The sequence below is a fragment of the Afipia carboxidovorans OM5 genome, assembly GCF_000218565.1.
In the GTDB taxonomy this organism is placed as follows: domain Bacteria; phylum Pseudomonadota; class Alphaproteobacteria; order Rhizobiales; family Xanthobacteraceae; genus Afipia; species Afipia carboxidovorans.
In genome coordinates this window covers 565,471-584,816 of the sequence record NC_015684.1, presented here as the reverse complement: position 1 = coordinate 584,816, position 19,346 = coordinate 565,471, and the positions used below count along the sequence as shown (strand labels likewise).

Below are 19,346 nucleotides of genomic sequence, written 5' to 3'. Positions count from 1 at the left end.
TTCGCGGAAGTCCACAACCGCGAAGGAGGCTCCTATGCCGCGTGGAGACAAGTCGAGTTATACCGACAAGCAAAAGCGCAAAGCCCAGCATATCGAGGAAGGCTACGAGAAGCGGGGCATCTCCGACGATGAAGCCGAACGCCGCGCCTGGGCAACCGTGAACAAGGAAAGCGGCGGCGGCAACAAGAGCGGCTCGGGGCGCGGGGTGAAGGATACCCACGTCTCCTCCAAACGCGGCGGCGCCATCGGTGGCCATCGCGGGGGTGTTGCAGCCGCACGACGGCCAAAGGCTGCGCGCTCAGCCTCCGCCAAGAAAGCCGCCGCAACACGCAAGCGCCAAGCCGCCGCGCACACGAAGACCGCCAAGAAAACATCGGCAAGAAAAACTGCAACGAAGAAAGCAGGCCGCAAGACGGCTAAACGCCGGGCGACCTGAACCGACACTCGCAGCCGGCGACGTGGTGTCGATCCGATTGTCGCTGTCTTGTCTGGGAAAATTCGCGCCAGGAGCCTTCTTTATCGGAGGCTCTGATGTGGCGTCTCCAACGCTTTTGCCATCGATCCTGTCTTGACTCCGCCCTTTGAGGCCACGACGCTTGCCGCCGTATTCATCTCAGTCGAGGGAGACAGGAATGGCCTACAAGTTTGAAGTCTACAAAGACAAGGCGGGTGAGTTTCGGTTTCGCTTCAAGGCCCCGAACGGCGAGACGATGTGCAGCTCGGAAGGCTACAAGCAGAAGGCCTCGGCCCTCGATGCCATCGCGTCGGTCAAGAAGAATGCTCCCAATGCGGAGCTCGACGATCAGGCAAAATAGCCCTCTTTCCCTTTGAACGTATTTTGTCGATTGAAAATCCCCGGTTGCCGCCGGGGATTTTTTATGGATCAAATTTTTCAATAACTTCCGCACCGCAGCTGCGTCTCGTTTGAGGCGGCGCGATAGGTTATAAGGCGGCATGAGATTCCTGCGCCTGATTCTGGCACTCGCTTTTTCTCTCGCCCCCTTCGCGACATACGCGCAGGACAGAGGCACGCTTCATCCAAAGCCGCTGCCACCGCTCGCCAATCCGGACGATCCGCATCTCGCCGCCAAGCAACTTTTCGGCCGTGAAACAGGACCTGCGCGGCTGGTGCCGGGCGCGATCGGCTACTACGCCAAGGGCTGTCTGGCAGGGGCCCAGGCGATACCGATCGACGGGCCGCACTGGCAGGTGATGCGGTTGTCGCGTAACCGCAATTGGGGCCATCCGGAGCTTGTAGCATTGCTGGAGCGGCTCGCCGCCAAGGCGAACAAACTCGGCTGGCCGGGCCTCCTCATCGGCGATATGTCGCAGCCGCGCGGCGGCCCGATGTTCACGGGCCATGCCAGTCATCAAGTCGGGCTCGATGCCGACATCTGGCTGACGCCGATGCCGAACCGCACACTCACGCGCGCGGAACGCGAGAATATGTCGGCCGTGCAGATGGTTCGGAAAGATCGTCTCGATATCGATCCGCGCGTGTGGACACCGGCGCATCTCAAGGTGATCCGCGCCGCCGCCGAGGCGCCGCAGGTCGAACGCATCTTCGTCAATGCGGCGATCAAGAAGGCATTGTGTCGTGAGGCGACCGGAAACCGCCAATGGCTTTCCAAAGTCCGCCCGATGTATGGGCACGACTATCACTTCCACATCCGCATCAAATGCCCGCCGGGCAGCGTCGGATGCGAGTCGCAAAGACCGCCGGACGATCACGAGCATTGCAGCGGCCCTGATCTCGCCTATTGGTTCAGCGACGCGGTGCTGCATCCCAAGCCGCCGAAAGTGCCGCCAAAACCGAAGCCGCCTCTGACACTTGCGGATTTGCCTGCGGCATGTCGCACCGTTCTGACCGCACCATAGGGCGTGCGTCCGTTGAGCGATATGCGCATCAGTGCCCGCAACCAGATCAAGGGTAAAGTCGTGGAGGTGACCAAGGGCGCGACCACCTCGCATGTCCGGGTGGACGTCGGTGGCGGACAAGTCATCACCTCGTCAATCACCAACGAAGCCGTCGACGAACTCGGCCTGAAGAAGGGCGACAACGTCATCGCCGTCATCAAGGCATCCGACGTGATGATTGCCGTCGGCTGATGCGAAAAGCTCTCGCCGTCGCCATCCTGGCACTGGGGATCGTTCCTGCTCATGCGGACGATCCGGCCGGCTGCGATGGTTTCAAATGGTCGGTGACGCGAGAGCGCGCACTTCTCACCTCATCCGAATTGCCCACTCTCAATTCGGGTGTGGATGCGACAACCCTGCCGCCGCTGGGCGCTACGCTTAATCTGCAGCCCGCCGCTACGGCCAAACTGCCGAAACTGCCCGAGAGAACCCAGAAGTCCGGGACCCATGCCGGCTATCTGCAGCTCGGCCAGATACCAGCCGGCGTCTACACCGTCAGCATCTCGAGCTATGCCTGGATCGACGTCGTGCAGGACGGCGCCTACGTCAAGCCGATGGCTCTGAGCGGTGCGACCGGGTGCGACGGCATCCGCAGGGCGATCAAGTTCAACCTCGCGGCGGGGCTCACGACGGTGCAGATCAGCGGCGTCGATGCTGCGACCATCAGGATCGCGGTTATCCCTTCGTCCAATTAAGCCGTTGCCGCAGGCGCTAACAGCCTTCGCGCATGCGCGCTTAACCATTGGCGAAGTTAGGCAAAATGCCCCATGTCGCAGGCCGAGCCTTTACGCAGGCGTCACGCCTGATAAGGTGCGGCCCAAGCGAAACGCCAGCTCGCCGTAAGCCTGCTGGAGTTTGGAACGGCGCTTCCATTTTTCGTGTCCTGATCTGACACCCGGATTCCGCGCATTTTTTGCCGCGGACGGAACGCATATGGAGCGACTTATGCAATTGTTCTCCCGCATTTTCCTTGCTGCTGCGCTGATCAGCGCGCCGCTCTCAACCCAGGTTTTCGCCAAGGACGCCAAGCCGGCCGCCGCGACCGAAGCCAAAACCTTCACCGCCTTCGCTGCTGCCTCGATGAAGAACGCGCTCGACGAGGCTAACAACGCCTACACGGCGAAGACGAACAACAAGATCACCGCGAGCTACGCGGCCTCCTCCGCGCTTGCGAAGCAGCTTGAGCAGGGTGCGCCTGCCGACGTCTTCATCTCGGCCGACACCGCCTGGATGGATTACGCCATCAAGAACAAGAGCGTGAATCCCGACACTCGCGTCGACCTCCTCGGCAACAGCATCGTGCTGATCGCGCCGAAGGATTCCAAGATCACCAATGTCGAGATCAAGCAGGGCTTCGATCTCGCCAAGCTCGCCGGTGACGGCAAGATCACCACGGGCGACGTCAAGGCTGTTCCGGTCGGCAAGTATGCCAAGGCCGCGCTTGAGAAGCTTGGCGTCTGGGCTTCGGTCGAGCCGAAGATGGCAATGGCCGAAAACGTGCGCGCCGCGCTCGCACTGGTGTCGCGCGGTGAAGCTGTTCTCGGCATCGTCTACTCCACCGACGCCAAGGTCGATCCCGGCGTGAAGATCGTCGGCACCTTCCCGGCGGATTCGCACCCTGCGATCATCTATCCGGTTGCAGCCACCGCGAATGCCAAGGAAGGCACCGCGGATTACCTCAACTTCTTGAAGAGCTCTGCCGCCAAGGCGACGTTCGAGAAGTATGGTTTCAGCTATCTCGTCAAACCGAACTCGTAAGCGGTCCCGCTCACAATCGTGTTTGATATCTCTGCTGAAGAGTGGACGGCGATCGAGCTTTCGCTTCGCGTCTCGATCGTCGCCACGCTGGTGTCCACGCCAATCGGCATTGCCGTGGCGTGGCTGCTGGCGCGCCGCGACTTCTGGGGCAAGGCACTTCTCGACGCTGTGATCCATTTGCCGCTGGTGCTGCCGCCTGTCGTCACGGGCTACCTGTTGCTGTTGAGCTTCGGGCGGAAGGGGCCGGTCGGCGGTTTCCTCGACCAGTATTTCGGCATCGTGTTCTCGTTCCGCTGGACCGGTGCCGCGCTCGCCTGCGGCGTGATGTCGTTTCCGCTTCTGGTGCGGCCGATGCGGCTCTCGATCGAAGCGATCGACAAGCGTCTCGAGCAGGCTGCAGGCACGCTCGGTGCAGCGCCCTGGCAGGTGTTCCTCACCGTCACGCTGCCGCTCGCGCTCCCCGGCATTCTCGCCGGCATGATCATGGGATTTGCCAAGGCGCTCGGCGAATTTGGTGCGACCATCACCTTCGTCTCCAACATTCCCGGAGAGACCCAGACCATTTCCTCGGCGATCTACTCGCTGATCCAGACGCCTGAAGGCGACGTCGCCGCACTGCGGCTCGTCATCATCTCGGCCATCCTGGCAGTCGCTGCGCTGGTTGCGTCCGAACTCTTTGCGCGGCGCGCGCTGCGCCGTATCCACGGGCTGTGACATGCTGGACGTCGACGTCACCAAGCAACTCGGCCAGTTGAAGCTTGAGGTCGCCTTCCAGAGCGACAGCCCCGTCATCGGCCTGTTCGGTCCTTCCGGCGCTGGAAAAAGTTCGATCATCAATATGATCGCGGGCCTGTCGAAGCCCGATCGCGGCACGATCAAGATCGGCAGCGAAACGGTCGACGACACCGCAATCGGGCTGCATGTGCCACCCCACCGACGCAGAATCGGCTACGTCTTTCAGGATGCGCGCTTGTTTCCCCACCGCAACGTCAGCCAGAATCTCGACTATGGCCGGCGCATGAATAAGCTCGCGCCCGACCCCGCGCACTTCGAACGAATTCTCAACCTGCTCGATATCGGTCATCTGAAAAACCGGCGGCCGGGTCAGCTCTCCGGCGGCGAACGCCAGCGCGTTGCGCTCGGACGCGCATTGCTGGCCAAGCCGCGGCTGCTTTTGATGGACGAGCCGCTCGGCGCGCTCGATCAGGAACGCAAGGCGGAGATCCTTCCGTACTTCGAGCGCCTGCGCGATGAAGAGCATGTCCCCATGGTCTATGTGAGTCATGACCCTGACGAGACGCGCCGCCTCGCCGGGCATGTCGTGATGCTCAAGCACGGACGCATTGCGGCCCAAGGCGGACCGGAAATCCTGCCGCCATAGCTGCCGATTACGCTGATCCTGCTATCGCAGCTTTTGCAGCTCATATTTCAGAACACCAAGGCCTTCCAGCAGCGCAGGGCCGCCGCACAACGTATCGCGCGAGGGCAGATGGATGCGCCGCGTCTCGTCATAGCGCGCGCGCAACGCAGGGTGCGTGAGAAACAGCGCACCCTGATCGGTCGCGCCGCTTGCAGGCTCCTGCAGCACCAGCACGTCCGGTCCGGCCGTGAGCAGCGTCTCCATATCCATGAAGCCACCGATGCCGCCGCGCGCATTCGGCGGCGGTGTGAGCCCGGCCACCGCCAGCATCGCGGCAACAAGGCTCTCGGTGCCCTCAGTATAGCCCTCCCGCTGCAGGACAATCGCGGTGCGGGGCGGTTTCAGCGCCACTGCTGCAAGATCGTCCTCCGCGTGCTTCAGCTTTGACGCCAGCGCCGCGCCCCGCTCGGGATGGCCGAGCAGCACGCCCAGTTCGCGCACCTGCGCACGCGCCTCATCGATGTTTCGCACCAGCGCGACCTGCACCACGCGCAGCCCCGCGGCAGCAAGGATCGCCTGGGTCGGCCGATCGGTGAAACCGGACAGCACGAGATCCGGCGCAAGATTGACGACCGACTCGGAATTCCAGTCGATCTTCGGGAAGGCTGCCGCCTGTTCCGTCGTCACCGATAGCGAAGCATCGGTCGCATAGGGCGAGAGCGCCGCGATCTGCGATGGGTCGGCCAGCGCCAGCAGCAACTGATCGGCACACAGATTGAACGACACGATACGCCGCGGCGGCTCGACCGCAGAGGCGTCCCCCACGACAAGCATCAGCGCAAACATAGCCCCGATGGCAGCTTTCCAGCGAGGCGCTATCCGAACATCCATGCCCTGGCCTTTGACCGTCATTCCCTTGATCGCAACGCCCTGTTATGCCACGCCCATCGTCTCGCGCCAGCCATGGCGCACCCAATCGTAACCCGGATCGCGATGGCCTCCGACCCACAGGGACGTCTGCTCACTGTACTGCTCGCGGCACTCGTCGCGGTGCTGTTCGCTGTATCGTTGATGACAGGTCCGGCGCATTTCGACGCCGGGATAGTGATGAAGGCTCTGGTCTCCGATCAGGGCGTGGCCTCGATTATCGTGCATGACGTGCGCCTGCCCCGAACCCTGCTCGCCACGTTGATCGGCGCGACATTCGGCATTGCCGGTGCGGCATTGCAGGGCTTGCTGCGCAATCCGCTGGCCGAGCCTTCGCTGTTCGGCGCACCGCAGGCCGCCGCCGCATCCGCTGCCGGCCTGATGGCTTTCGGACTGGTCAGCCCCACCTCTCTTGCAGTGCCGCTCGGCGGCATTCTCGGAGCGCTCGTTTCAGTCGGCGCACTGGTGGCGATTGCGGGACGCCACGCGTCGCTGACGATGACGCTGCTCGCAGGCCTCGCGCTGGCAAGTCTTGCCGGTGCCGCGATCGCGCTCATCCTCAACCTCGCGCCGAATCCCTACATCGCGCTGGAAATTGCGTTCTGGCTGCTCGGCTCACTGCGTGACCGCAGCATGATTCATGTCTGGATCGCTGCGCCGTTCATGATCGCGAGTTGGATCGTACTCGCGGCGAACGCCCGCGCATTCCGCGCGCTGACGCTCGGCGAGGATGCTGCCGCCTCACTCGGCGTCGATGTCGGGCGCGTGCGCATCCTCGTCGTGATCGGCGTTGCGCTTGGCGTCGGCGCGGCGGTGTCGGTTGCAGGCGCGATTTCCTTTGTCGGCCTCGTCGCGCCGCATCTGGTGCGCCGCTTCTATGGCTCCGACCCAACTCGCACGCTGCTACCCTCCGCGCTCGCCGGAGCGGCGCTGCTGCTTGCCGCGGACATCGTGGTGCGGCTGGTGCCGGGCCCGCTCGAGATCAAGATCGGCGTTGTCACCGCGCTGATCGGCGTGCCGTTCTTCCTCGCGATGATCTTCCGCGAGCGCCGGGTGCTGGAGGAAGCGCCATGAAGCCGGACCTCGCTCCACGCTTTCGTGCCGAGCATCTCACCATCCGCCGCGGCGCGCGGACCATCGTTTCCGATGCGAACCTTGCGCTCAACGCCGGCGAACTCACCGTCCTTGCCGGACCGAACGGTGCGGGCAAGACGACGCTCGCGCGCGCGATGGCAGGCCTCATTCCTTGCGAAGGGCGCATCACCATCGACGGCACCGCACTTACTGCCATGAGTGCGCGGGAGCGAGCGAGCGCTCTCGCCTATCTGCCGCAAGGTCACGAATTCCATTGGCCGATGAGCGTCGCCCATATCGTGGCCCTCGGCCGCGAGCCTCATGCCGACCCGTTTTCCCGGACATCGACCGACGATCGCGCCGCCATCGTGAGGGCGATGGAAGCGACATCGACGGATTATCTTGCGGACCGCATCGTCACCACGCTGTCCGGTGGCGAGCGGGCGCGCGTCGCACTTGCCCGCGCACTCGCAACCGACGCACCGGTACTGATCGCCGACGAGCCGATCGCTTCGCTCGACGGGCGTCATCAGCTTATGATCATGGGGTTGCTGCGCGACATCGCCCATCGCGGCGCTGCGGTGCTGGCGATCATCCACGATCTCATGCTGGCGGCGCGGTTTGCCGATCGCGTGATCCTGCTCGATCAAGGCCGGATCGTTGCCAATGACGAACCGATCCTCGCGCTAACGGCGGAGCGCATCGCGCAGATTTTCAATATTTCGGTCCACCGCGTCGAGACGCCGGACGGCCCGCTTCTTCTGCCCTCGCGCCCGCTCTAGGTGCTGGGCGCTATGTGCCGGATACCGTCTTCCACATCCGCAGCACCCGGCGGCGCACGGCAGAGACACGGCGCGGGACGCGGATCGGCTTCTTCTCCTCGGAGAGACGCAGGCCGATCATGTTGACGCGGTTGCCGCCGAGGCCGCGCGCCACCAGCACAATGGAATCGAGAGGCAGCGTCGCACCCACCCGCGGCGCACGATCGAGGTAGATATCGAAATAATCCGCAAGCGTCAGCGACCGCATATCCGCGGGCACATTGATGCCATACGCCTCGGCCACTGCCTCCAGCGTGACGTCTCCCGCCAGCATGAAGTCTCCGAGCAGATGCGGGTCGGGCGCCATCGCCGGCGGCATATCGACGAAGAAGCGATCGAGTGCGCCGGCTTTCTGCGGCGGCGCCAGCAGATAGAGGTAATCGCCCTTCTGCACCGGCTCGGCTTCCGACGCCGAGAGGATTTTCTCCTCGCGAATAACCAGCGTCGGCTTCGACCACGAGGGCAGCAGCCCGCGCTTCAGGTACAAACTATTCGGTCGTACCGCGTAACCGACAAGTTGCTGCTCGAGCTGGCCCGGCAGATCGAGTTCGATACGGCGGGGCCCGCGGTCGGTGCGCGGCAGCGCGACATGCAGCCGCCGCGCCGCGTAGCCGAGCGTCCACCCTTGCATCAGAAGAGAGACGATGACGACAACGAAGGCGACATCGAAATAGACCTGCGCTTTCGGCATCTCAAGCAGCAGCGGAATGGAGGCAAGGAAGATCGCCACCGCGCCGCGCAGGCCCACCCAGGAGATGAAAATCTTTTCCCGTAGCTGGAACGGGAACGGCGCAAGACACAGAAACACCGCGATCGGCCTTGCGATGAACGTCAGTGCCAGGGCGACGGCGAGAGCCGGCAGCAGTGCCGTTATCAGCCGCTCGGGCGATGCCAGCAGGCCGAGCAGAACGAACATGACGATCTGCGCAAGCCAGGTCGCGGCATCAAGAAACGTCAGCACCGAGTTGTGGGCCCGCGTCGGCCGGTTGCCGATCACGATGCCCGCGAGATAGACCGCGAGGAAGCCGGAGGCGTGGTCGATCTGGGCGACACCGAAGATCACCAGCGCCGCCGTGGTCACGAAGGGGGCGTGCAGCCCCTGCGGCAGCGATATCTTGTTCAGCGCGAACACGACGATCCGGCCGCCGACCAGACCGATGATGGTGCCGAGCACGGCCTCCTGAGCAAACTGCCAGGCGATATGCGTCGCCGAGCTTTTCCCGAGCGACAGGATCTCGATGAGAACCATCGTGAGAAAAACCGCAAACGGGTCGTTGGTGCCGGATTCGACCTCCAACGTCGCGCCGATGCGCGGGCGAAGCCGCAACCCCTGCGCATGGACCAGGAGGAACACTGCGGCCGCATCGGTCGAGGCAACCACCGCGCCGACCAGAAACGCCTCGGGCCAGCTGAGATCGAGCGCGTATTTTGCGACCGGTGTCGTCAGGAGCGCCGTCAGCAGCACACCCACCGTGGCGAGCACCGCCGAAGGCGCAAGCACCGCGCGAATGCTCTGGAAGCGGGTCTTGAGCCCGCCGTCGAACAGGATCAGCGCCAGCGCCGCGGAGCCGACCAGATAGGCGATCCGGACATCGTTGAAATGCAGCTTGCCGAGGCCGTCCTCGCCCGCAACGAGACCAAGGCCAAGGAACACCAGCAGCAAGGGGGCTCCGAAGCGCAGCGCGAGCAAACTCGATAGAATGCCCGCCATAATCAGCACGGCACCGAGCAGGATCGCCAGATTGACGGAGTCGAGGATGACCATAGGGCGGAGGGGCTTTCAGCCGAGTCTTGTTCCTGCTTATAGGTGTCACGACAGATCGCCAACCAAAATCTCGGGATCATAAATGCGCCGGATTTCCGGTGCTCAACGCATCGCTCCGCGAGCCACACACCGCCCGCGCCGATTGACGTCCACGGCGCAAGGACGCATGAAAAGATCCTCCCCTACTGCCTCAAGCGGGACCTCTTGATGGACTGGACCAATCTGACCGACGCCCTCGCCAGCGCGACACGATCCATCGGCATCGAGGTGACGTCGCCCTGGTTCTACATGCAGTTCGGGGTGGTTCTGATCACCGCCGGGATCGCGCTCGCCCTCGCGAGCCTGCTGCGGGCGTGGTTCAGCCCGGCCTCGTTCTCCATGGGCTGGCCGGCACCGTTGCGGCTGCTGGTCCGGGTGCTGACCCAGCGCGCCGGGACTCTCCTGTTCGCGGTGCTGACCGAGGTCGTCCGGCTGGTAATGGTCAAGATGGAGATTCTCCCGCGCGGCTATGTGCTGTCGACCGCGACCAATCTTGCGACCGCATGGTTCGCCATCAGCCTCGCCACTAGCCTGATCCGCAACGAGTTCGTCGTCCGCATCGTCTCGGTCGCGGCATGGACGGTGGCGGCGCTCAGCATCATCGGCCGGCTCGACGACGCGGCAAACGCCCTCGATTCCATCTCGTTCACGGTCGGCACGCTGCGCCTGACGGCGCTCCTGCTCATCAAGGCCACCGTGCTGCTCGCCGTCGCGCTGTGGCTCGTCGGCGCGCTCAGCAACTTCATCGAAACCCGCATCACCCGTACCCGCGATCTCACGCCTTCCGTGCAGGTGCTGCTGATCAAGCTCGTGCGGTTCGCGCTGATCGTTGTTGCGATCGCGATGGTGATGGCCTCGCTTGGCGTCGACCTCTCCGCCTTCGCGCTGTTCTCCGGCGCGATCGGCGTCGGCCTCGGTTTCGGTCTGCAGAAGATCATCGCCAACTTCATCAGCGGCGTGATCCTGCTTGCGGACAAATCGGTGAAGCCCGGCGATCTCATCACCATCGCCGACAGCACCGGCACGATCAGCTCGATGAATACCCGCTACATCTCGGTTGCGGCTGGCGACGGGCGGGAAATCCTCATTCCGAACGAAGACCTCGTCACCCAACGCGTCGTCAACTGGACCTATACCGACCGAACCATGCTGGTGAAGGTCAATTTCGCCACCAATTACGATGCGGACCCAAGCCTCGTCTGCAAGCTTGCGATCGACACCGCTCGCAGCACGCCGAATGTCGCCACCTTCAAGGAACCGAACTGCTTGCTCACCGAATTCACCGAAACCGGCATGAAGTTCGCGCTGACGTTCTGGGTCGCCGACATCGCGGTCGGTATGGACGCCGTGCGCAGCAAGGTGATGCAGGGGCTGTGGACCGCCTTCAAGAAAGAAGGCATCCGGGTGCCCTATCCGGTGCGAGAACTGCGGGTCCGTGGCGGCGCGCTGCCGGTCGAGACAACGCTCGAAAACTTCGAGGACGAGAAAGACCAGGCTCCCGCCAATCCACCCAAAACCCCATAGCCATCGCCACAATTCGCTCCCCACGCGCCGTGGTTGCGAATTGCCGGCAAGGCATTAAATTAGCGCTATCGGGCCGCTACGCCCTCCAACCTGCCGCACCCATGACCTACGTTGACGCCACCCACGCCGCCGCGCGCAAGACCGGCCAGATCAAACTGCACGGCCCTTCCGCCTTTGCGGGCATGCGCAAGGCCGGTGAACTCACCGCCAGATGCCTCGACGAACTGGTGCCGCTGGTGCGCCCGGGAGTTCCCACCTCGGAAATCGACGACTTCGTCCGCGACTTCGCGATCGCGCATAACGCCATTCCCGCGACGCTGATGTATCGCGGCTATCGCCACTCGACCTGCACGTCGATCAACCACGTCGTCTGCCACGGCATCCCCGGCGACCGGCCGCTAAAGGAAGGCGATATCATCAACGTCGACGTCACCCTGATCGTCGACGGCTGGTATGGCGATTCCAGCCGCATGTACGCCGCAGGCGCGATCTCGCGCCGCGCCGAACGGCTGATCGATGTGACCTACGAAGCGATGATGCGCGGCATCGCCACCGTGAAGCCGGGCGCCACCACCGGCGACATCGGGCACGCGATCCAGAGTTTCGTCGAGCCACAGCAGATGAGTGTGGTGCGTGACTTCTGCGGCCATGGACTCGGCCGGCTGTTCCACGACGAGCCAAACATCATCCATGTCGGCAAGCCCGGCGACGGTGTGGTGCTTCGTCCCGGCATGATCTTCACCATCGAGCCGATGATCAATCTCGGCAAGCCGCATGTGAAAATCCTCTCCGACGGCTGGACGGCGGTGACGCGGGACCGCTCGCTATCCGCGCAGTTCGAGCATTCTGTTGGCGTGACCGAGAACGGCGTCGAGATTTTCACGCTCTCCCCCGGCAAGCTCGACAAGCCGCCCTACGCGGCCGCCTGAAATCTTTCGCAGCGGACATGCCGCATTTGCTTCTTGCAAAAGGCGGCGGGCTCGGCATGGTGATCGGGTAAGCTGTTGTGCCTGCCCATGACTGAAGATACGGACAATCCGTCAGACAAGCCCGGCTTCTCCGAAGCGCCGCACTATCACGGCCATCGCGAGCGATTGCGCGACCGCTTCCGCGAGGCCGGCCCCGATGCGCTCAGCGATTACGAATTGCTGGAAATGGTGCTGTTTCGCGCATTGCCGCGGCGCGACGTGAAGCCGCTCGCCAAGGCGCTGATCACGCGCTTCGGCTCGTTTGCCGAAGCTGTCCACGCGCCGGAGGCACGGCTCAAGGAAGTGAGCGGGCTTGGTGATGCCGCCATCACCGAAATGAAGCTGATAGCCGCAACCGCGAGCCGTGTTGCCAAGGGTCAGGTGAAGCAGCGGACCATGCTGTCGTCCTGGGCGAGCGTGATCGACTATTGCCGGGCTACCATGGCCTTCTCCGACAAGGAGCAGTTCCGCATCCTGTTTCTCGACAAGCGCAATCAGTTGATCGCCGACGAGCTGCAGCAGGTCGGCACCGTCGATCACACCCCGGTCTATCCGCGCGAGGTGGTGAAACGCGCGCTGGAACTATCGGCGACCGCGATCATTCTCGTGCACAACCATCCCACTAGCTCATTCATGAGCACGCTCAAGCACGCTACATCACATTGATGCACAATGATTTTCTGGCTTGTCGTAGTGCCGGATACCATGGCATATTGGGGGCGGTAAACGGAGGGATCAAAGCTCCTTTTGACCCCAGTCGCCGGCCCCACGAATCCGTCTGGCGACCCCACTTGAAAGCCGATGGGAGAGCCCAGTGCCTAGCCTTACTGATGGAGAAATACGCAGCGCCCTAAAACAGGTAGAGACAACTGGAAAGCAGCTAAGCCTCGTTGACGGCGAAGGACACGGCACCGGTCGGCTTGTCTTGGTCATGAAGCCAATGCCAACTCGCGTCACGGCAGATTGGATGGCGCAACAGTGGCGCGATCAGAAGCGCATTAAGAAGAAGCTCGGATCGTACCCTTCAATGAGCCTCCGACAGGCACGCGAGGTTTTCAATCGCGACTTTGCCGATATGATTCAAAAAGGTCGCAGCATCAAGATCGCGGGTGACACGCGCCCCGGTACTGTAGCTGACTTGTTCGAAGCCTATGTCGCGTCGCTCAAAGCCGCCGGTAAGCCGTCTTGGAAGGAAGCGGAAAAAGGGTTCAACAAGATCGCTGACACTCTCGGGCGTAACCGACTGGCGCGCGACATCGAGCCCGACGAAATCAGAGACCTTATCCGTCCGATTTATGAGCGAGGCAAACTGTCAATGGCGGATCATGTCCGCGGCTATATTCGGTCAGCATATAGTTGGGGCATGAAGTCCGAACATGACTATCGCTCAACGTCGGCGCGCCGCTTTCACCTCAACTATAATCCAGCCGCAGGAATCCCAACCGAGCCGAAGAAAGTCGGTACACGCTGGTTGGACGAGGAGGAATTTCTGAGGCTATACCGCTGGCTCGAATGCCCCGACGCGCCGGTCCATCCACCCTATACTCGTGCTGTCAGGATTCTCATGCTGACCGGTCAGCGCGTTCAAGAAATTGCTTCTTTGCATGTCGATCAATGGGATGCAGCGGAACGCATTATCGATTGGTCAAAGACCAAGAATGGCAAGCCTCATGCTATTCCGGTACCAAAGATCGCGGCGGAACTCATCGAGTCTATTAAGCCCAATAAGTTTGGTTGGTTCTTTCCTTCGGCCAAAGACCCGTCTCAGCCTGTTAGCCACGGTACGCTTTATTCCTTCATGTGGCGCCAGCGAGATCGTGAAGTCATCCCATTTGTAACGAACCGTGATCTCCGAAGGACATGGAAGACACTCGCTGGAAAGGCGGGGCTATCGAAGGAAATCCGAGACCGGCTCCAAAACCACACCCTTCAGGATGTTAGCTCCAAGAGTTACGATCGCTGGAACTACATGCCTGAAAAACGAGCGGCCATGGCCAAGTGGGACAAATTCGTGCGCGGGCTACTCGCGAAGAAGAAAAACAAATCCGAAATGAAAGAGGCCGCGTGACTGCGAAAATATGCGGGCTATGCTGGTCGTCTGGATCATTTATACGCTGTGGCGCATAAACACGATTTATTCGCTACAGCGTATATCCGAAGGAACGAACATCAATGTTCGGTATCGTGCGCAAGTGGATGGAGAAGCGGCGTGCGCTACGCCATCTCTGGCAAACTGACGCTCAGACGCTCATCGAGCAAGACGAGCCGAATGCCTACTATACGGCCCAGCGTTTGGCTGCACGGTGCCGCGCACGCGGCGATAAGGATTCTTTCTTTCATTGGGCCAAGGTCGCGGCGGAAGTCGCGCGCCTCTCTCCCCTCACTGAAATGAACTACGCGGTTGTAGAAGCCATTGTTGCGGAAGAACTCAGCGGCGCGGACAAAACGGAGCCAGGCCGTTCCTGATTTGGGAGTTTCCGGCACCGAGCAAATGCAAGCCGCGCATTAGCGACTTGCCGCAGTTCCTGACCGCCGGGCCTTTGCGAACTCGCGATCCGTAGCGATGAACCGTTCCAACATCGGCACGATCAGCTTCACCGGATCGGTTGCAGGCTGACCCGTCTCGCGGGCCAGCACTTCGGCATAGGCCACAAGATCGCGATGGAGCGACGCAGGCAGCTCCATCGCGATCTTCACGGGCTTGTCGTCGGCGATGGGGCCGAGTTTCAGTTTGGCCATGGTCAACCTCTGTAGGGCTCGAAGACGAGATCGCGTGTAACGATTACGCGGACGGGGAAGCCCGGCCGAATAGTTAGCGTCGGCGCGACATTGAGCTGGCGGCGGATGATCTGCTGCCCCGCATCGTTGATGGTGTCCTGGCCGCCGTTGCGGATGGCGCGCAACAGCCGGTCGTCGTCATCAACTGCCAGCTCCGCGCCGACGGAAAGCAGCGTCGAGAGGCCGGCGGCCTTGGCGAGATCCCACCAGTGATAATCAACGCCGTCCTCAAGACCGGCATAGCCTTGCGTGTCCGCGCCCGGCTGGCGTTCGAGAACGATCGAGCGACCATTGGGGAGGATCAACCTGTTCCAGACGAGTAGCACGCGACGCTGACCGAACTGCACGTTGTTGTCGTACTGCCCGATGATGCGCGTGCCCTGCGGCACGAGCAGGATGCGGCCGGTCGGGCTGTCGTAGATGTTCTCGGTCACTTGCGCGGTGATCTGGCCCGGCAGATCGGAACGGATGCCGGTAATCAGCGCGGCCGATATGACGGCTCCGGCCTGAAGGACATAAGGAGACGCCGGCGGCATGACGCGATCCATTGAGGTGGTGCGGCGATCGACGGCGGCGTTGAGGAAAGCAAGCTGCTTGTCCTGCGCGGTCGGCTGCGCGGATTGTCCATTGAGGCCCGCAAGATCGAGGCCGGCGAGGTTCGGCATCGCCGTGCTTCCCGGCGTACCGGCCGGATTCGTGGTGCGTGCCTCGGTCTGGAAAAACACCTTGCTGACGCGCGCGGCTTCTTCCTCCGCGAGCCGGCGTTCCTCGGCACGATCGACCGTTGGCGTTACGACCGTGGGCGGCACGACGGGCTGACCACGGTTCTGCGCATTGACGATGGGCCGACCGAGATCGCCCGGCAGCGCGGGACCGAGAACCGGGCCGGTGTAGTCGCGCGGCAATCCCGCAAGGCCATCGGCGGTCTGGCGGTTGTCAGTCGAATAGAGTTCTTCGCCACCCTTGCCGGCGTCACGGGTCTGAAGCGCATAGATCAGGGCACCGCCGATCCCGACCAGGGCGACGGCGCCGACGCTCGCCAGCACCTTGCGCGACAGGCGCGTGACACGCGGCGGTTCGGCGCGAAGCCGCATCGCCCCGGCGTTGTTTTCGGTGTCGGTCATGACGATGGCCTCCCGTCCGTGCGGACAATTCTGACGGTTTTCTGGTGTTTGCCACTGCCAAGGCGCAGCTCGGCCGCGCCGAACAGGCGGTCCACGATCAGGATGTTGTGGTAGATGCGGCTGTTGACGATCTGCGCTTCGCCGTCCGCGCCGATGACGAAGATCGGCGGCATTTCGCCCTGCACGATGCCGCGCGGAAACTCGACATACACTCTGCGGCCATCGTCATAGACCGCGACCGGCTTCCACGGCGGCGTGTCGCCGGTGAGCGCATAGCGATAGTTGCGCGCGGCGGCGACCGGGATGATTGGGGTTGCGGGAACGCCCGCGCGTCGATCTGCCGGCGATTGCGGATAGGCCCAGGCGACGGCGGGCATGTAGGGTTTCTCACCGGAGCGCAGCTCGACCATGTAGGTGCGCCGATCGGTGGTAATGACGAGGTTGGTGGTGATGTCGGCACGCGAGGGCTTCACCAGCACATGCACCCGGCGCGTCACGCCCGATCCGCTTTCCGTGTCGCCGATGATCCATCGGGCGGTGTCGCCCGCGGCGATCGGTCCCGCGCCGGTCAGGCTCTCGCCGGGTTCGAGCGCGATGTCGGTGATCTGGCCGGGCGCGGCATAGACCTGATAGAGCGCGCCATCGCTCCACGGATAAATCTGGATCGCATTGTAATAACCTTCGCGGCGCGGCTGCACACGGGCGGCAGCATTGGCGTTCTCGACGCGGCCGACCGGCGTGCCGGCCGCGGTGCCGCCCTTCGCCGGCGTCCAGGCCGGCGGAATGTGCAACGGCTTTGGCCGATCGTCGGTGACGGATGCGGGCATGGCCGGCAACGGCGGCACATCGGCGTCGTAGCTGATCTGCGGCGGCTTGTAGGTGGCGCAGCCTGCGAGCATGGTCGCGGAGAGCAGCAAAACCGGAAAGGCGGATTTACGGAAAGGCGTGCTCATTGGCTCATCTCCCGCGACCAGTTGATTGCATTGATGTAGATTCCCAACGGATTGGCCTTCAGCCGTTCGGCATCGCGCGGCGGCTGGATCGCGATGGTCAGGATCGCCGTCCATCTCTCCGTGGTGGAGAGCTGCCCGTTCTCGTAGTGACGTTCGGTCCAGGCGACGCGGAAGGAATCCGCCGAAGCGCGGATGACACTGGAGACTTCAACGGCGATCTGCTGCTTGCCGACTTTGGTGAATGGGTCGTTCCCCCTCGCGTAATCGTTGAGCGCCGCCGCGCCGCGATCGGTCGTCCAGTCGTAGGCCCGGAGCCAGTTTTGCCGCACGATGATCGGATCGGCCGGGATCGAGCGGACTTGCTCGATGAAGCGCGCCAGATGCCACGCCACTTGCGGGTCGGTCGGCCGGTAATCGGCCGTGGCTGCTGCGACGGCCTGTGCTTGGCCGAGCTTGTCCACCTGCACCACCCACGGCACGACGGTCCCGCGCGCAGACTGCCAGACCAGGGCGGAAGCGAAACCGGCCGACAGGATCAGTGATCCGAAGGCCATGAGCCGCCAGTTCCTCGCCTGCACGCGGGCCGAGCCGATACGGTCATCCCAGACCTGTGCGGCGCGCTGATATGGCGTTTCGGGTTGCGGGGTCTTGCCGTAATGCGTGGCGGGTCGCCTGAACAGATTCATGAGCGGTCACTTTCGGAGAGGTTGACGGAAGAACCGGAGCCATGGCCGTCGCCGGAGCGCAGGGCGTGGGCGGCGGTCTGGACGGCATGGCTTGCATGGCCGGATCGGCGCGTTCGCTGCGCCCAGCCAGGCGGCGTCCCCGTGGCCTGTGAGGATGCGGAAGCACTGTCGTCCGTGCCGGCGACCGTGCCCATGGTCGATGAGCCGCCGGTTGCACCGAAGCCAGATTTGACGCCATCGGAGAAGCTGGATTTGACGCTTCCAGCGGCACGGCGAAGCGGCGATGTGGCCGCGCCGCCGGCAGCACGCGCAATGCCACCGAGACCGGAGGCAACACCGGACGCGCCGGACTGGCCGAACGAGCCGAGGCTGTAGGCGGCGGACGCAGCGCCGGCTGCGGTCGCGCCACCGCGCACGGCGGCTGCGCCTCCAGACAATGCGGCGGCTCCGCCTCGCGCGGCCAGCATTGCGCCGCCGCCGGCTGCAAAGGCTGCACCGCCAACGGCAAGGCCCGTTCCCATCACCGCGCCCGCGCCAAGCTGCGGGCCGCCCGAGACAAGGCCGGATGCGATGCCAGGTCCAAAGATGCCGAGTCCGACCAGCGAAAGTGCCGCCAGCACGATTGCCATGGCGTCGTCGATGGTCGGCGTGACGCCGCCAAAGCCGCGCGTGAACTCACTGAACAGCGTCGAGCCGATGCCGATGATGACGGCGAGCACCAGAACCTTGATGCCGGAAGAAATCACATTGCCAAGCACGCGCTCGGCCATGAAGGCGGTCTTGCCGAACAGGCCGAACGGGATGAGAACGAAGCCGGCCAGCGTGGACAGCTTGAACTCGATCAGCGTCACGAAAAGCTGGATCGCCAGAATGAAGAAGGCGAGGATGACCAGTGCCCAGGCGAACAGCAGGCACGCGATTTGGATGAAATTCTCGAAGAACGCGACCCAGCCCATCAGGTCGGATATGGATTCGAGCAGCGGCCGCGCCGCGTCGAGGCCGGTCTGTGCGACCTTGCCGGGGCGCATCAGATCCTGCACGGTGAAGCCCGTGCCGCTCGCCTTCAGGCCGAGACCGGCGAAGCTGTCGAAGATGATATGCGCCAGGTTGTTCCAGTTGCCGATCAGGTAAGCGAACACGCCGACGAACAGCGTCTTCTTGACCAGCCGCGCAATAATGTCGTCGTCCGCGCCCCAGCTCCAGAACAGCGCGGCCAAGGTCACGTCGATGACGATGAGCGTCGTGGCGACGAACGCAACCTCGCCGCCGAGTAGGCCGAACCCACTGTCGATGTAGCGCGTGAACGTGCCCAGAAAATTGTCGATGACGCCGGAGCCGCCCATCAGCGTGCCTCCGTCGTCGTGTTCGCCGCCGACGGCGCAGACGTGCGACCAAGAAAGCGGTCGCGCGTCTTTGCCCATGTGCGCAGGCATTCGGGATCGTCGGCCGCTTGCTGGCCAAGCTGCTGGCACCGGCGCTGGCTCTCGCGCAGCGGATCGCGTTCCGGCTCAAGGGCGTGCGCCGATGGCGATGCCGGCGCGTCTTCCTTGCGCGTCATCTCGACCACGGTTGCCGTGATCGCGATGGCGATGAACACGACAGCGCCGAGACGTGCCAGCATCTTGCCGTCCATGACGTTGCTCCCTTCTGGC

The 19,346-nt window shown here is 63.2% G+C and carries 23 protein-coding genes; 15 read left to right on the top strand and 8 right to left on the bottom strand.

What is annotated here, in order from left to right; genetic code table 11:
* Window positions 1-34: 34 nt before the first annotated feature.
* The 8 genes from OCA5_RS02815 to modC all read left to right on the top strand — a co-directional run bounded on the left by OCA5_RS02815 (window position 35) and on the right by modC (window position 5,056).
* Window positions 35-436: a hypothetical protein gene (locus tag OCA5_RS02815; protein WP_012564706.1), complete on the top strand. Its 402-nt coding sequence runs from the start codon at window positions 35-37 to the stop codon at window positions 434-436.
* Between the two features lie 196 nt (window positions 437-632).
* The gene (locus OCA5_RS02810) at window positions 633-815 is read left to right on the top strand and encodes a YegP family protein (RefSeq protein ID WP_012564707.1); all 183 of its coding nucleotides are present in this window, start codon (window positions 633-635) and stop codon (window positions 813-815) included.
* A 139-nt stretch (window positions 816-954) separates the two neighbouring features.
* Entirely contained in the window at window positions 955-1,878 is a 924-nt protein-coding gene (mepA, locus tag OCA5_RS02805) for a penicillin-insensitive murein endopeptidase (protein WP_012564708.1), read from the top strand.
* Between the two features lie 21 nt (window positions 1,879-1,899).
* Window positions 1,900-2,109, top strand: coding sequence for a TOBE domain-containing protein (locus tag OCA5_RS02800; RefSeq protein WP_012564709.1), 210 nt, complete (start codon window positions 1,900-1,902; stop codon window positions 2,107-2,109).
* On the top strand, window positions 2,109-2,612 hold the full coding sequence (locus OCA5_RS02795; RefSeq protein WP_012564710.1) for a hypothetical protein: 504 nt from the start codon (window positions 2,109-2,111) through the stop codon (window positions 2,610-2,612). Before OCA5_RS02800 ends, OCA5_RS02795 begins: the two co-directional genes overlap by 1 nt.
* A gap of 250 nt (window positions 2,613-2,862) precedes the next feature.
* A complete protein-coding gene (gene modA, locus OCA5_RS02790) occupies window positions 2,863-3,675 on the top strand; it encodes a molybdate ABC transporter substrate-binding protein (RefSeq protein ID WP_012564711.1) in 813 nt (270 codons plus the stop codon).
* Between the two features lie 18 nt (window positions 3,676-3,693).
* Window positions 3,694-4,389 carry a molybdate ABC transporter permease subunit gene (gene modB, locus OCA5_RS02785; RefSeq protein ID WP_012564712.1) on the top strand — a complete coding sequence of 232 codons (696 nt, stop codon included), beginning with the start codon at window positions 3,694-3,696 and terminating at the stop codon, window positions 4,387-4,389.
* Between the two features lies 1 nt (window position 4,390).
* On the top strand, window positions 4,391-5,056 hold the full coding sequence (gene modC / locus OCA5_RS02780) for a molybdenum ABC transporter ATP-binding protein (RefSeq protein ID WP_012564713.1): 666 nt from the start codon (window positions 4,391-4,393) through the stop codon (window positions 5,054-5,056).
* A 21-nt stretch (window positions 5,057-5,077) separates the two neighbouring features.
* Here modC and OCA5_RS02775 read toward each other — a convergent pair whose 3' ends face one another.
* Complete coding sequence (locus OCA5_RS02775; RefSeq protein ID WP_012564714.1) at window positions 5,078-5,947, bottom strand: ABC transporter substrate-binding protein; 870 nt, start codon at window positions 5,945-5,947, stop codon at window positions 5,078-5,080.
* 81 nt (window positions 5,948-6,028) lie between these two features.
* On the opposite strand from OCA5_RS02775, the gene OCA5_RS02770 reads away from it, so the two are divergent.
* Together OCA5_RS02770 and OCA5_RS02765 are read left to right on the top strand one after the other, a co-directional pair.
* The gene (locus OCA5_RS02770) at window positions 6,029-7,036 is read left to right on the top strand and encodes a FecCD family ABC transporter permease (protein WP_012564715.1); all 1,008 of its coding nucleotides are present in this window, start codon (window positions 6,029-6,031) and stop codon (window positions 7,034-7,036) included.
* Entirely contained in the window at window positions 7,033-7,818 is a 786-nt protein-coding gene (locus OCA5_RS02765; protein WP_012564716.1) for an ABC transporter ATP-binding protein, read from the top strand. Before OCA5_RS02770 ends, OCA5_RS02765 begins: the two co-directional genes overlap by 4 nt.
* 10 nt (window positions 7,819-7,828) lie before the next feature.
* Here the strand turns inward: OCA5_RS02765 and OCA5_RS02760 are convergent, their stop codons facing one another.
* The gene (locus OCA5_RS02760; protein WP_012564717.1) at window positions 7,829-9,622 is read right to left on the bottom strand and encodes a potassium/proton antiporter; all 1,794 of its coding nucleotides are present in this window, start codon (window positions 9,620-9,622) and stop codon (window positions 7,829-7,831) included.
* 207 nt (window positions 9,623-9,829) lie between these two features.
* On the opposite strand from OCA5_RS02760, the gene OCA5_RS02755 reads away from it, so the two are divergent.
* The 5 genes from OCA5_RS02755 to OCA5_RS02735 all read left to right on the top strand — a co-directional run bounded on the left by OCA5_RS02755 (window position 9,830) and on the right by OCA5_RS02735 (window position 14,619).
* On the top strand, window positions 9,830-11,185 hold the full coding sequence (locus OCA5_RS02755) for a mechanosensitive ion channel family protein (protein ID WP_013912819.1): 1,356 nt from the start codon (window positions 9,830-9,832) through the stop codon (window positions 11,183-11,185).
* 101 nt (window positions 11,186-11,286) lie between these two features.
* Window positions 11,287-12,114 (top strand): type I methionyl aminopeptidase, encoded by an 828-nt coding sequence (map, locus tag OCA5_RS02750; protein WP_012564719.1) that lies wholly within the window; start codon window positions 11,287-11,289, stop codon window positions 12,112-12,114.
* A gap of 87 nt (window positions 12,115-12,201) precedes the next feature.
* Window positions 12,202-12,819 (top strand): JAB domain-containing protein, encoded by a 618-nt coding sequence (locus OCA5_RS02745; RefSeq protein ID WP_012564720.1) that lies wholly within the window; start codon window positions 12,202-12,204, stop codon window positions 12,817-12,819.
* A 148-nt stretch (window positions 12,820-12,967) separates the two neighbouring features.
* On the top strand, window positions 12,968-14,221 hold the full coding sequence (locus tag OCA5_RS02740; protein WP_012564721.1) for a tyrosine-type recombinase/integrase: 1,254 nt from the start codon (window positions 12,968-12,970) through the stop codon (window positions 14,219-14,221).
* Between the two features lie 104 nt (window positions 14,222-14,325).
* Window positions 14,326-14,619, top strand: coding sequence for a hypothetical protein (locus OCA5_RS02735; RefSeq protein ID WP_012564722.1), 294 nt, complete (start codon window positions 14,326-14,328; stop codon window positions 14,617-14,619).
* A 39-nt stretch (window positions 14,620-14,658) separates the two neighbouring features.
* On the opposite strand, the gene OCA5_RS02730 is transcribed toward OCA5_RS02735, so the two are convergent.
* From OCA5_RS02730 to trbK-alt, 6 genes are read right to left on the bottom strand one after another with little or no spacing between them, the layout of a single operon-like run.
* Window positions 14,659-14,892 (bottom strand): DUF2274 domain-containing protein, encoded by a 234-nt coding sequence (locus OCA5_RS02730; protein WP_012564723.1) that lies wholly within the window; start codon window positions 14,890-14,892, stop codon window positions 14,659-14,661.
* Between the two features lie 2 nt (window positions 14,893-14,894).
* Window positions 14,895-16,055 carry a TraB/TrbI/VirB10 family type IV secretion system protein gene (locus tag OCA5_RS02725; protein WP_013912818.1) on the bottom strand — a complete coding sequence of 387 codons (1,161 nt, stop codon included), beginning with the start codon at window positions 16,053-16,055 and terminating at the stop codon, window positions 14,895-14,897.
* Window positions 16,052-17,008, bottom strand: coding sequence for a P-type conjugative transfer protein TrbG (gene trbG, locus OCA5_RS02720; protein WP_012564724.1), 957 nt, complete (start codon window positions 17,006-17,008; stop codon window positions 16,052-16,054). The genes OCA5_RS02725 and trbG overlap by 4 nt, the downstream gene beginning before the upstream one ends.
* Window positions 17,005-17,694 carry a conjugal transfer protein TrbF gene (gene trbF, locus OCA5_RS02715; protein WP_012564725.1) on the bottom strand — a complete coding sequence of 230 codons (690 nt, stop codon included), beginning with the start codon at window positions 17,692-17,694 and terminating at the stop codon, window positions 17,005-17,007. Before trbF ends, trbG begins: the two co-directional genes overlap by 4 nt.
* Window positions 17,691-19,037, bottom strand: coding sequence for a P-type conjugative transfer protein TrbL (gene trbL, locus OCA5_RS02710; protein WP_012564726.1), 1,347 nt, complete (start codon window positions 19,035-19,037; stop codon window positions 17,691-17,693). The genes trbF and trbL overlap by 4 nt, the downstream gene beginning before the upstream one ends.
* Window positions 19,037-19,327: a putative entry exclusion protein TrbK-alt gene (gene trbK-alt, locus OCA5_RS02705; RefSeq protein WP_012564727.1), complete on the bottom strand. Its 291-nt coding sequence runs from the start codon at window positions 19,325-19,327 to the stop codon at window positions 19,037-19,039. Before trbK-alt ends, trbL begins: the two co-directional genes overlap by 1 nt.
* Between the last annotated feature and the right edge of the window lie 19 nt (window positions 19,328-19,346).

Coding starts and splice junctions, on each gene's coding strand:
- map (WP_012564719.1), top strand. CDS start 11,287: ATGACCTACGTTGACGCCACCCACGCCGCCGCGCGCAAGACCGGCCAG.
- OCA5_RS02810 (WP_012564707.1), top strand. CDS start 633: ATGGCCTACAAGTTTGAAGTCTACAAAGACAAGGCGGGTGAGTTTCGG.
- modA (WP_012564711.1), top strand. CDS start 2,863: ATGCAATTGTTCTCCCGCATTTTCCTTGCTGCTGCGCTGATCAGCGCG.
- OCA5_RS02735 (WP_012564722.1), top strand. CDS start 14,326: ATGTTCGGTATCGTGCGCAAGTGGATGGAGAAGCGGCGTGCGCTACGC.
- OCA5_RS02765 (WP_012564716.1), top strand. CDS start 7,033: ATGAAGCCGGACCTCGCTCCACGCTTTCGTGCCGAGCATCTCACCATC.
- OCA5_RS02730 (WP_012564723.1), bottom strand. CDS start 14,892: ATGGCCAAACTGAAACTCGGCCCCATCGCCGACGACAAGCCCGTGAAG.
- OCA5_RS02800 (WP_012564709.1), top strand. CDS start 1,900: ATGCGCATCAGTGCCCGCAACCAGATCAAGGGTAAAGTCGTGGAGGTG.
- trbF (WP_012564725.1), bottom strand. CDS start 17,694: ATGAATCTGTTCAGGCGACCCGCCACGCATTACGGCAAGACCCCGCAA.
- OCA5_RS02815 (WP_012564706.1), top strand. CDS start 35: ATGCCGCGTGGAGACAAGTCGAGTTATACCGACAAGCAAAAGCGCAAA.
- OCA5_RS02775 (WP_012564714.1), bottom strand. CDS start 5,947: ATGACGGTCAAAGGCCAGGGCATGGATGTTCGGATAGCGCCTCGCTGG.
- OCA5_RS02745 (WP_012564720.1), top strand. CDS start 12,202: ATGACTGAAGATACGGACAATCCGTCAGACAAGCCCGGCTTCTCCGAA.
- OCA5_RS02760 (WP_012564717.1), bottom strand. CDS start 9,622: ATGGTCATCCTCGACTCCGTCAATCTGGCGATCCTGCTCGGTGCCGTG.
- trbL (WP_012564726.1), bottom strand. CDS start 19,037: ATGGGCGGCTCCGGCGTCATCGACAATTTTCTGGGCACGTTCACGCGC.
- modC (WP_012564713.1), top strand. CDS start 4,391: ATGCTGGACGTCGACGTCACCAAGCAACTCGGCCAGTTGAAGCTTGAG.
- mepA (WP_012564708.1), top strand. CDS start 955: ATGAGATTCCTGCGCCTGATTCTGGCACTCGCTTTTTCTCTCGCCCCC.
- trbG (WP_012564724.1), bottom strand. CDS start 17,008: ATGAGCACGCCTTTCCGTAAATCCGCCTTTCCGGTTTTGCTGCTCTCC.
- OCA5_RS02770 (WP_012564715.1), top strand. CDS start 6,029: ATGGCCTCCGACCCACAGGGACGTCTGCTCACTGTACTGCTCGCGGCA.
- OCA5_RS02795 (WP_012564710.1), top strand. CDS start 2,109: ATGCGAAAAGCTCTCGCCGTCGCCATCCTGGCACTGGGGATCGTTCCT.
- OCA5_RS02725 (WP_013912818.1), bottom strand. CDS start 16,055: ATGACCGACACCGAAAACAACGCCGGGGCGATGCGGCTTCGCGCCGAA.
- OCA5_RS02755 (WP_013912819.1), top strand. CDS start 9,830: ATGGACTGGACCAATCTGACCGACGCCCTCGCCAGCGCGACACGATCC.
- trbK-alt (WP_012564727.1), bottom strand. CDS start 19,327: ATGGACGGCAAGATGCTGGCACGTCTCGGCGCTGTCGTGTTCATCGCC.